Here is a 15,014-nt window from a genome sequence, read left to right as displayed (position 1 = left end):
AGTGCAGCTTGATCCCAAAATCCCTTCCGGCCCGATCGAGCAAAAGTGGCAGAAGCACTGCTTCGAAATGAAGCTGATCAATCCGGCGAACAAGCGCAAATACAAAGTGATCGTGGTCGGCACGGGCCTGGCTGGTGGATCGGCCGCTGCGACGTTGGCCCAGCTCGGCTATGAAGTGAGTTGTTTCTGCTTCCACGACAGCCCGCGGCGAGCGCATTCCATCGCCGCCCAGGGCGGCATCAACGCCGCCAAAAACTACCAGGGCGACGGCGACAGCGTCTACCGGCTGTTCTACGACACGGTCAAAGGCGGCGATTTCCGCAGTCGCGAGGCCAACGTCTATCGCCTGGCCGAGTTGAGCATGGCGATCATCGATCAGTGCGTCGCGTTGGGCGTGCCGTTCGCCCGCGAGTATAGCGGCTACCTGGCGAACCGTTCGTTCGGCGGCGCGCAGGTGTCGCGCACCTTTTACGCCCGTGGGCAGACCGGGCAGCAGCTTTTGCTCGGCTGCTATGCCGCGCTGGCCCGGCAGATCGCCTTGCGGCAGGTGACGATGCACCCGCGACACGAAATGCTCGACCTGGTGGTCGTCGATGGCCGTGCCCGCGGCATCGTGACGCGCAACCTGCTTACCGGCGTCATCGCATCGCACGCGGCCGACGCGGTGGTGCTCGGCACAGGCGGTTACGGCAACGTTTACTATCTCTCGACCAACGCCAAGGCGAGCAACGTCACCGCGGTCTGGCGGGCCTATCGCCGCGGCGCACTGCTGGCGAACCCTTGTTTCACGCAGATCCATCCCACCTGCATTCCCGCCTCAGGCGAGCATCAGAGCAAGCTCACGTTGATGAGCGAGTCGCTGCGCAACGACGGCCGCATCTGGGTTCCCCAGCAAGCCGGCGATGCTCGCCCACCGAGCGAGATAGCCGAGGGCGAGCGCGATTATTTTCTCGAGCGCAAATACCCGAGCTTCGGCAATCTCGTGCCGCGCGACGTTGCCTCGCGCAACGCCAAGGAAGTTTGCGACGAGGGACGCGGCGTGGGGCCGGGCGGGCGCGGCGTCTATCTCGACTTCGCGGCCGCCACGGCGCGGCTCGGTGAGGACGTCGTCCGCCAGCGATACGGGAACCTGTTCGAGATGTACGAGCGTATCACCGGCGAAAACCCCTATCGGCAACCGATGCGGGTTTACCCGGCCATTCATTACGCCATGGGCGGGCTGTGGGTCGATTACAACCTGATGAGCAATCTGGAGGGCCTGTTTGTGATCGGTGAGGCCAACTTTGCCGACCAGGGGGCGAACCGGCTTGGCGCCAGCGCCCTGATGCAGGGGCTGGCCGACGGCTATTTTATTCTGCCTTATACGATCGGCGATTACCTGGCCCGCGTTTCGCCCGCCGATCGCCTTTCGCCCGACCATCGTGCTTTTCGCCAGACGGAGCAGGAAGCGGTCGAGCGAATTGCCCGACTTTTGTCGGCCTCCGGCCGGCGCTCGGCCGATTCGTTCCATCGCGAGCTGGGCGAGTTGCTGTGGAACCAGTGCGGCATGTCGCGGAATTCGGCTGGGCTGCAAACAGCACTGGCCCGCATCCCGGAACTGCGGGAGGAATTCTGGAACAACGTCAACGTGCCGGCTGCCGGCGCGGACTTCAACCAGGCGCTGGAACACGCCGGACGAGTCGCCGATTTTCTGGAGTTCGCCGAATTGATGTGCCACGACGCGTTGGACCGCGACGAATCGTGCGGCGCGCATTTTCGCCAGGAGCACCAGACGCCTGAAGGCGAGGCCCTGCGTGACGACGAGCGCTACCGCCATGTGTCGGCGTGGGAGTTTACCGAAATCGGCCGGCCGCCGCTTTTGCACAAAGAACCGCTGGCCTTTGAGTACGTCAAGCCAACGCAGCGGAGCTACAAGTAATGAAGCTGACTCTGAAAATCTGGCGACAAGCCTCGGCAAGTGAAGCCGGCTCGCTGGTGGGCTACTCGGTCGACGACGTCAGCCCCGACATGTCTTTTCTGGAAGTGCTCGACGTGCTCAACGAACGGTTGATCGCGCGGGGCGAGCGGCCGATCGCCTTCGATCACGATTGCCGCGAGGGCATCTGCGGCAGTTGCGGCTTTATGATCGATGGCGTGGCTCAGGGCCCCCAGCGTCTGACCACCGTCTGCCAGCTTTTCCTGCGGCATTTTTCCGACGGCGCAACATTGGTCGTGGAGCCGTTCCGCGCGCGGGCCTTGCCGATCGTGCAAGACCTGGTCGTCGATCGCGGCGCGCTCGATCGGATCATCGAGTCGGGCGGGTTCATTTCCGCCCGCACGGGCAGCGCGCCGGAGGCGAATTCGATCTTGGTTTCGAAGGCAGCCGCCGACCGGGCGATGGACGCGGCGGCCTGCATCGGTTGCGGGGCCTGCGTGGCGGCCTGCCCCAACGCCTCGGCCATGCTCTTTACGGCGGCCAAAATCTCGCATTTCGGGCTGTTGCCGCAGGGGCAGCCCGAACGGCGCCAGCGGGCGCTGCGGATGGTCGACGCCATGTATGATCTCGACTTAGGAAGCTGCACCAACCATGGCGAGTGCGAGGCCGTTTGTCCGAAGGGGATCGGCATCGACTTCATCGCTCGGCTGAACCGCGACTACATGAACGCCAGCCTGATGGCAACAAGAGAGCCGATCAAAAACGTTTGAACGTTCCTCCTGAGACGGCTCCGTTTCGACACGCGCCTCGCAAGCGGACAAAACTCCGCTGCTTCGGAATGTCGCTTTGACAACTCCAGTAGATCGCGGGATTAGTTTTCGTCGTTACCGACACTGGCAACCGCCGTGCGTGGTCGACGCGGGCGCAAACTCGGCACGCGCAAGCGGATGGTCGGTGCTTCCGCCCGAGCTTCTTCAACGCGGCGTCGGTAAACCGAAAGCACATCGCTGCGCGTGATCATTCCCAATACCTTATGCGGCGCCGCCCGCGATACGACGGGCAAGCGCCCGATACCGTGATTGACCATGTGATCGGCGGCCTGTCGCACCGTGCAATCGTCGTAGACGTATTTCGGCGTGCGGGCAATGATCTCGCGAATCCGCTTTCCGTCCGGATCGGTCAGCTTGACCAAGTCGCGGCGCGTCACCACCCCCACCAGCACGCCTAGCTCGTCGATCACCGGGAACCCTTGGTGCGTCGCCCCTTCGCCGCCCGATGCCAGCCACAGGCGAATGGCGGAAAGCGTGTCGTCGGCGTTAAGTGATACAACGTTCGCCGAACAAACCTGTTGCACCATCACCTGTTCGAGCGGATCGGCCACATATTCAGTGGGCGAAGAAATGCCGCGGCGGGCAATCTTCTCGGTCATGATCGAATTCCGCATCAGCAGGCAGGAAACGAGGTACGATGCCGCGCATCCTGCCAGCAATGGCAGCAGACCCAGCGGTTGTAGGGTTGTTTCAAACGCAAACACGGCGGAGGCCAGCAGCGCCCGCGATGCCCCGGCGAACAAGGCCGCCATGCCGACCAACGCCGCGATGCGCACGTCGACACCCGCTTCGGGCACAATCCACACGGCGGCCGCGCCGAGCGCAGTCCCAAGCCCGCCGCCGATCGTGAAAATCGGCGCCAACGTCCCGCCCGACGTCCCGCTTCCCAAGGAGATGGCCCAGGAGACGAACTTCATCCCGCAGAGAAATAGGACAGCCTTGAGCGGCAATCGATCGGAAATAATGTCGCTGATATTCTCGTAACCAACGCCCAAAGTTCGCGGCGCGAAATAACCAATGACGCCCACGGCAACCGCTCCGAAGGCCGGCCACCACATCCAGTGGACCGGCAGACGCTCGAAGGCGTCTTCCACGCCATACACTGCCCGTGTCACGAGAACCGCCGCCAAGCCCATCACGGCTCCGAGCAGGATGTAAACTGCCAACGCCGCCGGACTGGGATGTTCGAGATTGGCCAGGGCAAAGACCGGCCGCACCCCTTCGAAAAGCATGCGAATGCCCGCCGCCGCCGAACTGGCCAACGCGACGGGTATGATCGAACGCGGACGGAATTCGAACAACAAAAGCTCGATGGCCAACAAGACCGCCGACACGGGGCTTCCGAACGTGGCCGCCATGCCGGCCGCGGCGCCGGCCGACAAGAGTGTTTTCCGCTCGCCGGGCGTGGTTTGCACTAACTGGCCAAGCAGCGAGCCGAGCGCGCCCCCCGTGGCGATAATCGGTCCCTCGGCCCCGAAGGGTCCGCCGGTGCCAATTGAGATCGCGGCCGAGACTGGTTTAAGAAACGTCAGCCGCGCCGGAATGCGGCTTTGATTGACCAGCACCTGCTCCATCGCTTCCGGAATGCCGTGGCCCCGAATGGCCTTGGAACCATAGCGTGCCATGAAACCGACGAACAGCGCTCCGATGACGGGCACCGGAATGACCCACAGCCCGAGCGTGTTCGCCGCCGGGGACGCGGTCTCGATACTGAAGCGGCCAAAGAAAGCGAAGTTGGTGATGAAGTTGATGAGACCGATCAAAAGTTGGGAAATGAACCCGGCCGCCACCCCCAGCCCCAGGGCAATCGTGCAGATTGCGATCACCCGGTGATCGACTATAGCGTATTGCGCCGGTACTTGGGCCGCCTCGAGAACCATGTCGAGGGCAGGCGAGACGGTCAGCCCGTCGGTGGTCGCCGATCGCGCCGTTTCGACATTACTCATGCATAACAACCGTTTTGAGGAAGCAGGGGATACTTATCCCTTGTAGAGTGGCAATCAGGAAGCTGTCAATGAGGAAAACGCGGCCAGCCAGGCGCATAAAAAAACCCGCAACCTGGCGAGATTGCGGGCGGAGTATCGTAGACACCGCTGGCAGCAGCGAAGGCGCGCCAACGGCGCTGCAATAGGTATGATCGGCTGCCAAGCGGCCGTTGCTTGAATCTCGACATCAGATCAAGTCACCGAGTCGTACGCGGAATGCGTTTTGCCAACTTGCCGAACACTTTGCGATGCAAGGCGAGGGCTGGTATCATCATGAAATGGCGTCGCGCGTTCCGCGTGGCCGACGAGTAGGACCGATCCGAATGGTGCAGCCAACCGTGCCGGCGACCGCCGGCTTATACGAATTGGACGAGACATCCTGGCTGGAGACAACCGCCGATCTGATCCGGCAAGGGCAGCTCGACTCGGTGGACCTGCCAACCTTGGCGGAGTACCTGACAGACATGGCCCAGCGGGACCGCCGTGAGGTGTTCAGTCGGTTGGTGGGGAGCAAACGGTCGAGCAGATGGACCGCACGGTTGACGGTTTTCCGGAGTCGCGCATGCTGTCATCAATCGGCCTCTTGCAGCCCGAGCAGATTCGCGCCGGCCGAATCCAGCTTGGCCTCGACGAGAAGGCATTTGCAGCGCAACTCGGTGTGTCGGAAGAATCGGTTCTACGATGGGAGACTGGGGCTGTGGCTCAAGCCCGCGCCGCCGACCGCGAGATTCGCCTCTTTTTTGAGTTCCCGTCGGTCCGCAGTGCCTTGTGCCGACTTGAACGGGGCGATCCGATCGGCGAAACCGTCCGTGTCGCGGAGAGAACTTAAAAGCATGGACCACCGATTATTTTTCCGCACGACATTCGATGGTTCGCGTGGACATGTGCCAAATCGCACGATGCAATGGTCGTGACCGCACACCCGCAGAGAGTTTCGTTCAGTGAACCGTGCGAGCCGGCTGCACGGCGCTAAGACGCACCGGCGTTTTTGTTCGCGGCACGCGGGTTGCTTATTGCCTTTTCCACTACCTGCATAGCAGGGAAGTTTCGGCGAAGACAAATCCGCTTTACACGAAGGGATATAAAGGATATACATATCCATATATCTTCAACTAATGCCCGCCATGACCACAGCTTCCTGGCCAGACAGTTCCACACTGATCCCCGAGTTGCTCACCCGGCTTCCGCAAGCACGGAGCGTGCTCGACCGGTACGGGCTGCGCGGTTGCGGCGGCAACGAGGGACCGGTGGAGACGCTCGGTTTCTTTGCCCGTGCCCACGAGGTGCCCATCGCCCGACTGCTCGATGAAATTCGCCATGAACCACGGCGGTCGATCGAGCTGCCCGTCGTGCAACGATCGCAGCCGGGCGACGACATCTATCGCCCGTTCTTCAAGGCCGGCATCGCGGTGGTGCTGTCGCTGGGAGCGGCCTGGGGCGCGTACCTGCTGGCGCGGATCGCGATCGGCGGTTCTTTCACCGCGGCCGGCGTGCAAGAGGTCAATGCCCACGGGCACGCGCAGATTTTCGGCTGGGTCGGGCTGTTCGTCATGGGATTCGCCTACCAGGCTTTCCCGCGATTCAAGCATGCCTCGCTGGCGCATCCGCGGCTGGCGCTGGCAACCTTGTGGATGATGCTGTTGGGACTGGTCGGCCGCTCGCTTGGTCAGGTATTGGCCGCGGATCATCCGCTGGCCTGGTATAGCGCCGTCGGCGCTTCGTGTCTCGAAGTCACGGCGATCGTAGCGTTCGTCGGCATCATCCTGGCCACCTGGCGGCGCAGCGGCAAGCCGCTTGTGTTTTACGATTACTACATTGTCTCGGCGCTCGTTTGGTTTGTCGTTCAGGCGCCCTATGAGAGCGTTTATCTCAGCGTCACGGCCGCGGCCCGCGGAGAACGACTGGTCTCGCTCGTCTCGACGTGGCAAGCGCCGCTGCGCGACGTGCAGATTCACGGCTTCGCCATGTTGATGATCTTTGGCGTCAGCCAGCGGATCTTTCACCACTTTTACGGACTGCCGAAGGCCAACGAGCGGCTGAGCTTGATTGGCCTGGCGCTGATCAACGCCGCCATTGCCGGCGAAATCGCCGGCTTGCTCTTGATGAAGACCGCCGGCCATGCCTGGGCAGCCCTCTGGTATGGCTCGGTGCTGCTGCTGTTGGGCACCTCGGCCTTGCTGGTGAAAAGCTGGCATGTTTTTTCGCACTCCGACGAGGCCGACCGCAGCTTGAAGTTCCTGCGTGCGGCTTACGTCTGGCTCTTCGTGTCGTTGACGATGCTGGCGCTGTTGCCCGCCTATCAGCACGGTCTGCTGGCCACCTTCGCCGCCGACAGCGCCGCCGCGCGGCTGGGTTTCTCGCACGCTTACTACGGGGCCACGCGCCACGCCATCACGGTCGGCTTTATCAGCCTGATGATCGTCGGCGTGGCCGCCAAGGTCGTGCCGACGCTCAACGGCATCGCATCATCGGGCCTTTCGCGCTTGTGGCTGCCGTTCGTGCTCATCAACACGGGCTGCGCGTTGCGAGTGGTCGGGCAAACGCTCACCGACTTTTCACCGCGGGCCTTTGCCTTTGCCGGCGTCAGCGGATTGTTGGAAGTGAGCGGGCTGGCCATCTGGGGCATCCATTTGTGGCGGGTCATGTCGGGACGCACAAAAAACAAATTCAATGAACATGAGAGCGCCAGCCCCGCCGTCGCGGACGGTGCGATCGGGCCAGGAGCCACGGTGGCGGCGGTGCTCGATCGCCATCCGGGTTTGATCGACACGTTCGTGGCGCAGGGCTTCAAGATGCTTTCCAATCCGCGCCTCCGCCACTCGATCGCACGGGTCGTGACCATCGAGCAGGCGTGCCGGCGGATGGACGTCGATTGTCGGCAATTCGTCGAGGCGTTGAACCGCCAACTTGGCGGGCTCTCGCGGCAGGGCGCAGACCAAACCGGCCACCCGACACACGATTCTTGCTGCCACGAATGCGCGGATGGCGCGGCCAAGGCAGAGTAAGACCGATTCCTTTATTTCCATTGCCGGAGCAAACCATGCACTATCGCAAACTGTGGCTGGGCCTCGGCCTGGTTATGGCCGGCTCGTTCGCTGTGTTGGGCTATTTCGGGGGCGAAATCTACCGTCAGGCCCCGCCCGTGCCAGCACGCGTTGTGACGACGGAGGGCAACGTGCTCTTCACCGGCCAAGAAATCAAAGACGGCCAAAATGTCTGGCAGTCGCTGGGCGGGCAACAAGTCGGCTCCATCTGGGGACATGGCGCCTACGTCGCCCCCGACTGGTCGGCCGACTTTCTGCACCGCGAGGCGACCTGGATTCTCGACCGCTGGGCCCAAGACGAACATCAAACCAGCTACGAGCTCCTCGACGCCGAAACTCAAGCGGCGCTGCGGGCGCGTCTGCAGAAAGAGCTGCGCACCAACCGCTACGACGCCCAGTCGGGCGACCTCGTGGTGTCCCCGTTGCGAGCAGAAGCGATCGAGGCCGTCGGCAGGCATTACACCGGACTGTTTGGCGACGCCCCGGAACAGGCAGCGTTACGCGACGCCTACGCGATTCCCGCCAACGCGATCAAGACGCCCGAGCGACAGAAGCTGCTCAATGCCTTCTTTTTCTGGGCGTCGTGGGCCTGCGTGACCGACCGCCCCGGCAGCGACGTCACTTATACGCAAAACTGGCCGGCGGAGCCGCTGGTCGGCAACGCACCGACCGCCGCGATCGTCGTCTGGTCGGTGCTGAGCTTCGTGTTTTTGCTGGCCGGCATCGGCGCATTGGCCTGGTATTTCGCGGTGCAGAATCGCCGGCACACCGACGACTCGAACGGGCTCCCCGAGACCGACCCCTTGCTGGCTCTTTCGCCGACGCCCTCGATGCGGGCCACGCTCAAATACTTTTGGGTCTGCGCCGCCTTGATGGTGCTGCAAGTCGGGCTGGGGGCGGTGACGGCCCACTACGGCGTCGAAGGGTCGGGCTTCTACGGCATCCCCTTGGCCAAGTACTTGCCTTACGCCGTGACGCGCACTTGGCACACGCAGCTCGGCATCTTCTGGATCGCCACGGCCTGGCTCGCCACGGGACTGTTCATGGCCCCGGCCGTTTCGGGCTATGAGCCAAAGTTCCAGCGGCTGGGCGTCAACGTGCTCTTCGCCTGCCTGCTGGTGATCGTGCTTGGCTCGATGGCCGGGCAATGGATGGCGGTGCAACAGCGGCTGGGCCTGGAGATGAACTTCTGGTTCGGGCACCAAGGTTATGAATACGTCGATCTGGGTCGCTTCTGGCAGCTTTTCTTGTTTGCGGGCTTGTTCATCTGGCTGGGGCTGATGGCCCGCGCCATGTGGCCGGCCTTCAAACAACCGGGCGAAGGCCGGCACCTGCTGGGACTGTTTCTGATCTCTTCGCTGGCCATCGCCGGCTTTTATGGCGCGGGCCTGATGTGGGGACGCCAAACGAACCTGGCCATCGCCGAGTATTGGCGTTGGTGGGTCGTGCATCTCTGGGTGGAAGGCTTTTTCGAAGTCTTCGCGACGGTGGTGATCGCCTTTCTCTTCACGCGCATGGGACTGCTGCGAGCGGCGACCGCCACCGCGGCGGTGCTCTTCTCGACGACGATCTTTTTGTCCGGAGGCATCATCGGCACGTTCCATCACCTCTATTTCACCGGCACGCCGACGGCCATTCTCGCCTTGGGCGCGACGTTCAGCGCCATGGAAGTCGTGCCGCTGGTGTTGATCGGCTTCGAGGGCTATGAGAACCTGACGCTCACTCGTGCCCGCCCCTGGGTGGCCGGCTACAAATGGCCGATCTACTTCTTCGTCGCGGTGGCTTTCTGGAACCTGGTTGGCGCGGGCCTGTTCGGCTTTCTCATCAACCCACCGATCGCCCTCTATTACATGCAAGGGCTGAACACCACGCCGGTCCACGGCCATACGGCCTTGTTTGGCGTGTACGGCATGCTCGGCATCGGCTTGATGCTCTTCTGTCTGAAAGGGCTGGCGACGCAGAACGTCTGGAAGACGCGGCTGTTGGGCTTTTGCTTTTGGTCGATCAACGTCGGGCTGGCGTTGATGGTGCTCATCAGTCTGCTGCCAGTGGGCATGATGCAGGCCTGGGCCAGCGTGACACACGGCATGTGGTACGCCCGCAGCGCTGAGTTTTTGCAGACCGACCTGATGGACCGCCTGCGCTGGCTGCGCGTCATCGGCGATACGATTTTCGCCGTCGGCATCGTGGGGCTTGGATGGTTCGTGTTGGGGCTGAAGACGGGCTGGTCGGTGGTGGGCGGGACCGCCGGTGAGCGTGTCTCGCCGTCCTCTGCCGCCGGCCATGTGCCCGCGCAGCCTCGGCCCACGATGTAAGATGCCGTCTTGGAGAAACAGAATGAATCGCAATCGCCGCAGCTCCGATGAATTTCGCCAAACGACCGGCGTAGGGTGGGACCAGCGAGCTTGCGAGCGCCGGCCCACCGATTGCGACGTCGATTACGGTGGGCCGGCGCTCGCAAGCTCGCTTTTTCCACCCTACATCCTGTTAGCGATTTGTCTGGCATTGCACGGCGACCCTGCCCGCGCCGAGCTGCCTTTCGAGTCGGAGCCGATCCATTACCTCACGGCGCCCGTCGACGATCCGGTCTCGCGCTTGCAGGCAAAGCTCGATCGGGGTGAGGCGACCTTGAAGTACGACGATGAGCACGGCTATCTGGCCGACGTATTGCGCGAGTTGGGTATTTCGCAGTCGTCGCAGGTGTTGGTCTTTTCCAAAACGAGCTTCCAGCGGAGCAAGATTTCGCGGCGCACGCCGCGGGCGGTCTATTTCAACGACGACACCTACGTCGGCTTTTGCCAGCAGGGTGAAGTGGTCGAAGTCTCGACGACCGATCCGCGGCAGGGCGCGGTGTTTTACACGCTCCGTCAGCAAGCGGTGGAAAAGCCGGCGTTCCAGCGACAGACGCACGACTGCCTGCAATGCCATGCTTCGTCGAAGACGCAGGACGTGCCGGGCCACCTCGTGCGGTCGGTTTTCCCCGATGCCATCGGCATGCCCGTCTTCAACGCCGGCACCTTCAGCACCAGCCATGAAAGCCCGCTCAAGGAGCGTTGGGGCGGCTGGTTCGTCACCGGCAGGCACGGCCAGCAAACGCACATGGGCAACGTCATCGTCACGAATCGGCAGCGGCCGGAGCTGCTTGAAACCGCGGCCGGAGCGAACATCACCGATCTGTCGGGGCTGGTCGACGCCTCGCCGTATCTGACGCCACACAGCGACATCGTGGCCCTGATGGTGCTGGAGCACCAGGTGAAGATGCACAATCTCATCACGGCCACCAACTATCATGCCCGCATGGCCCTGCACTACGAACAGGCCATCAACAAGGCGCTCGGCCGCCCCGCTGGTTCGCTTTCGGAAAGCACCCAAAGCCGCTACAAGAGCCCGGCCGACAAGCTGCTCCGATACCTGCTGTTTATCGACGAGGCCCCGTTGACGGGCGAGATCGAGGGGACCTCGCGGTTTGCTGAAGAGTTCGTCCAGCGTGGCCCGCGCGATCGGCACGGCCGGTCGCTGCGCGAGTTCGATCTCAGCCGGCGGCTGTTTCGCTACCCGTGCAGCTATGAAATCTACTCTGACGCCTTCGCCGCCTTGCCGGACGTGGCCCGAGAGTACCTTTTCGAGCGGTTAAGCGCGATTCTCTCAGGTCAAGACCACAATCCGGACTTCGAGCGTCTCACGCCCGCCGACCGCGAGGCGATCCAGCAAATCCTGACGGACACCTTGCCGGGGTTCGCCGATCGTAGGGTGGATTATTGAGCTTGCCCGGCGAACCGCTACAGCGGTAAAGTTCAGCATGCCTTTCTCGTGGTTGCTCCTTTCGCTTTTGGCCCCTGCGCAAGTCGACACGGTGGTGGTCTGTCCGCCCGTGCTGCGTGCGGCGATTCGGCCCTGGACCGACTACCGCAAAGCACAAGGGCATCGCATCGCCTTGGTCGATGGCGTCGCCAGCGCCGAGCAGATTCGACAAGAAATCCGCCAGGCCGCCAAAGACGGGCAATTGCGGTTCATCATGCTGGTGGGCGAGGCCGATCTGCCGACGAAGGCCCCGTCGAATGCGAGGTTTTTTTCCGTCCCGACGCATTACGTGCCCGCCAAAGTCAACGTGCATTGGGGATCGGAACCCGATATCGCGACCGACAATTGGTACGCCGATCTCGACGACGACGACGTTCCCGAGGTGGCCATCGGCCGGTTGAGCGCCCGTTCGCCGAGCCAGATCACGGCCATGGTGCGAAAGATTCTGTCTTACGAGGGCCAGATCGCGGCCGATGCCTCGCAGGCCGGCGACCAGTGGCGGCGGCAGATCAATCTGGTGGCCGGTCTGGGCGGCTTCGGAACTCTGCTCGATACGGCGATCGAGACCGCCGCCAAGTCGTTCATTACCGACGGCATTCCCGCCGCCTACCGCACCACGTTCACGCACGCAAGCTGGCGCAGTCCCTACTGTCCGCCGCCTTCCCTGTTCGGCGAAACGGCCCTTCGCCGGCTCGACGAAGGCTGCCTGTTTTGGGTCTACATGGGTCACGGCCAGCCCCGCGAGCTCGACCGCGTGCAGGTGCCCGGCGGCGAGCATCCGATCCTGGAATCCGATGACCTCGACCGTTTGCAGGCCGGCCGCGGCGCGGCGATCGCCTTGTTTTTGGCCTGCTACACGGCCGCTTACGACGCGCGTGGCGACTGCCTGGCCGAGGAGCTGCTCCGCCGAGAGCGCGGTCCCGTGGCGGTCATCGGCGGCTCGCGCGTCACCATGCCTTATGCCATGAGCGTGCTCGGCATCGAGCTGCTCAAGGAATGCTTCGTTTCCCGGCGGCCGACCCTGGGGGAGCTACTGCTGCACGCCAAGCGGAACATGGCGTTGGCGCCCCGCACCGACGAGCGCAGCAAGCGGCTCGATGCGCTGGCCTCGCTGCTCAGCCCGGCCGGCAGCGATCTGGCCGACGAACGGCTGGAACACATCCAGCTTTTCAATCTGCTGGGCGATCCGCTGCTGAAACTGACGCACCCCGGCGAGCTGCAGGTCGTCGCGCCGCGGTCGGCGCGGCCCGGCGAAGCGATTTCCATTTCGGGTACGTGCGCGATCGACGGCCCGGCGACGGTGGAGTTGACGGTCCGCCGCGACCGGCTGACCTTCCGGCCGTTGCTGCGAGAGAGTTACACGGCCTCGCCGCAATCGGACGACGAATATCGGCGGACCTACGCGGCGGCCAACGACAATCGTCTGGTGTCGGTGCGCACGACGGTGGCCAACGGCAAGTTCCGGGCCCGGCTCGACCTGCCCGAACAAGCCGGCGGCGATTGTCACGTGCGCGTCTTCGTGCAGGGCCGCGGCGGCTTTGCCGTGGGCGCCGCGGACATTCACATCGAGTAGCCGCTTTTATACTTCGCGCGGCCGGGAATGAGACGTTGGCGGTGGCTGGGGCAGAGCCTGGCCAAGTTGAGGCTGACACTTAGTTCATCTCGGCGGCCAGGCGGTGCCCCGGTTCGACGCACCGGGGCATCGCTTGGCCGCCACGCTCTTGAACGGCACCAGCCGCTATCTGGCCAAGCTCTGCCCCAGCCACCCTCTCCCTCGCGGCAAAAGGTCTCATTCTTGGCCGCGTGAAGTATAGCGAGCCCGCCCGGTGCATCGCGCCGATATCGCGGCAGAGCGATCAACCGCACCATTGCCGCCCGCGTTGCAATAAGCTCTCATGTGGAGTTGCGGGCGTTGTTTGAACGGTCCAGCCAGCGAAGCATCGAGAAACCATGACGAACACGATCTTAGCAAAGCGACTTGTGGCCGCGGCGTTGCTGACGCTCAGTGGCGTGGCGGTCCGTGCCGACGATTGGCCGCAGTGGCGAGGGCCAAATCGAGACGGCGTTTCGCAAGAGAGGGGTCTCGTCAAGGAGTGGCCCCAAGACGGCCCGAAGCTCCTCTGGCAAATCGACGACCTGGGCGACGGCTATTCGACGCCTTCCGTCAGCCACGGGCGAATCTATGTGATCGCCAACATGGGACTCGACGACGAGTCGGTCAAAGCGCTCGACGCCAACGACGGCAAAGTCGTCTGGGCGACCCGTCTGGGCAAAGTCGGCAAGCCGGACCAAAAACCAAGTTATCCCGCGGCGAGATCGACGCCGACCGTCGAGGGTGCGTGGCTCTTCGCACTTGGCTCCGACGGCGACCTGGCCTGCCTGGAAGCCGCGACGGGCAAGGTCCGCTGGCAGATGAACATCCGCGACGAGTTCTCCGGCAAGCCGGGCAACTGGGCCTACGCGGAGTCTCCCTTGATCGACGGCGAACGGCTGATCTGCACGCCGGGCGGAAGCGAGGCGACGATGGTGGCTCTCGACAAAACGACCGGCAAGGTGATCTGGAAGGCGGCGTTGTCAGAGGCCGACGAGGCAGCCTATTCATCGGCCGTCGTGCTCGAAGCCGGCGGAGTGAGGCAATACGTGCAACTCTTGCAAAAAGGCCTCGTCGGCGTCGACGCCCGGAATGGCAAGCTCCTTTGGCGATACGCCAAGCCGATCAGTCCCTTCAATGCCAACATTCCCACCCCGGTTGTGGCCGGCGGCGAGGTCTACGTCGCATCGGCGGGCACCGGCGGCGGGACCGTGAAACTGACGAAAACGAGCGACGACGCCTTCGAGCCCGAAGAGTTGTACTTTGCGCCGAAGCTGCCCACCGCCATCGGCGGCGTGGTCAAGCTTGGAGATTATCTGTACGGCACGACCGCTCAGGCGATGGTCTGCATCGAGTTCGCCACGGGCAAAATAAAGTGGCAAGAGCGCGCCCTGGGTGCGGCGTCGCTCTGTTATGCCGACGGCCGTCTCTATCTTCACGGCGAGAACGGTGAGGTCGCGTTGGTCGAAGCCTCTCCCGAATCGTATCGCGAGAAGGGGCGGTTCACGCCGCCCAACCAACCCCAGACTCCCAAGTCGATGGGCAAGGCCTGGGCATACCCCGTTGTCGCGAACGGCCGGCTTTACATTCGCGACCGAGACATGCTTTGGGCGTTCGACGTCAAAGATGCCGCGCCGGCGCGTGCCGATGCGGACCGCGTGCGGTTCACCACGGTCACTGCAGGCGCACGGATCAAACCATAAATGACTGGGCGCAACTCCCTGCGATCGTCGCCGAGGTCGGCTGGTGCGCGTCATGCCGTGAATTTGTCTTTTTCCGGGCGTGCCACGGCGGGCACCGCGATTGTACGCCGGCCGCCGCCGATGTCGAAGCTAGCAGAGCGACACG

9 protein-coding genes are annotated in these 15,014 nt (G+C 63.3%); 8 read left to right on the top strand and 1 reads right to left on the bottom strand.

Annotated features, from left to right (window positions below):
* Position 1: 1 nt before the first annotated feature.
* Positions 2 to 1,918, top strand: a complete 1,917-nt coding sequence (locus VNH11_26160; GenBank protein HVA49878.1) for a fumarate reductase/succinate dehydrogenase flavoprotein subunit — start codon at positions 2 to 4, stop codon at positions 1,916 to 1,918.
* The gene (locus VNH11_26155) at positions 1,918 to 2,685 is read left to right on the top strand and encodes a succinate dehydrogenase/fumarate reductase iron-sulfur subunit (GenBank protein ID HVA49877.1); all 768 of its coding nucleotides are present in this window, start codon (positions 1,918 to 1,920) and stop codon (positions 2,683 to 2,685) included. Before VNH11_26160 ends, VNH11_26155 begins: the two co-directional genes overlap by 1 nt.
* A 101-nt stretch (positions 2,686 to 2,786) precedes the next feature.
* Here the strand turns inward: VNH11_26155 and VNH11_26150 are convergent, their stop codons facing one another.
* Complete coding sequence (locus tag VNH11_26150; GenBank protein ID HVA49876.1) at positions 2,787 to 4,691, bottom strand: chloride channel protein; 1,905 nt, start codon at positions 4,689 to 4,691, stop codon at positions 2,787 to 2,789.
* Between the two features lie 601 nt (positions 4,692 to 5,292).
* Here VNH11_26150 and VNH11_26145 point away from each other — a divergent pair.
* From VNH11_26145 to VNH11_26120, 6 genes are all read left to right on the top strand, one after another.
* Positions 5,293 to 5,559: a hypothetical protein gene (locus tag VNH11_26145; GenBank protein HVA49875.1), complete on the top strand. Its 267-nt coding sequence runs from the start codon at positions 5,293 to 5,295 to the stop codon at positions 5,557 to 5,559.
* A 295-nt stretch (positions 5,560 to 5,854) separates the two neighbouring features.
* Positions 5,855 to 7,735: a DUF1858 domain-containing protein gene (locus tag VNH11_26140; protein ID HVA49874.1), complete on the top strand. Its 1,881-nt coding sequence runs from the start codon at positions 5,855 to 5,857 to the stop codon at positions 7,733 to 7,735.
* Between the two features lie 35 nt (positions 7,736 to 7,770).
* On the top strand, positions 7,771 to 10,089 hold the full coding sequence (locus tag VNH11_26135) for a nitric-oxide reductase large subunit (GenBank protein HVA49873.1): 2,319 nt from the start codon (positions 7,771 to 7,773) through the stop codon (positions 10,087 to 10,089).
* A gap of 22 nt (positions 10,090 to 10,111) precedes the next feature.
* Positions 10,112 to 11,536 carry a hypothetical protein gene (locus VNH11_26130; protein ID HVA49872.1) on the top strand — a complete coding sequence of 475 codons (1,425 nt, stop codon included), beginning with the start codon at positions 10,112 to 10,114 and terminating at the stop codon, positions 11,534 to 11,536.
* Positions 11,537 to 11,573: 37 nt separating this feature from the next.
* Entirely contained in the window at positions 11,574 to 13,148 is a 1,575-nt protein-coding gene (locus tag VNH11_26125) for a C25 family cysteine peptidase (protein ID HVA49871.1), read from the top strand.
* Positions 13,149 to 13,525: 377 nt separating this feature from the next.
* The gene (locus VNH11_26120; protein ID HVA49870.1) at positions 13,526 to 14,869 is read left to right on the top strand and encodes a PQQ-binding-like beta-propeller repeat protein; all 1,344 of its coding nucleotides are present in this window, start codon (positions 13,526 to 13,528) and stop codon (positions 14,867 to 14,869) included.
* Positions 14,870 to 15,014 lie beyond the last annotated feature (145 nt).

The sequence above is a fragment of the Pirellulales bacterium genome (assembly GCA_035533075.1).
Lineage (GTDB): Bacteria > Planctomycetota > Planctomycetia > Pirellulales > JAICIG01 > DASSFG01.
Note: the sequence above shows the minus strand (reverse complement) of the source record. Positions and strands in the feature narration are given on the sequence as shown.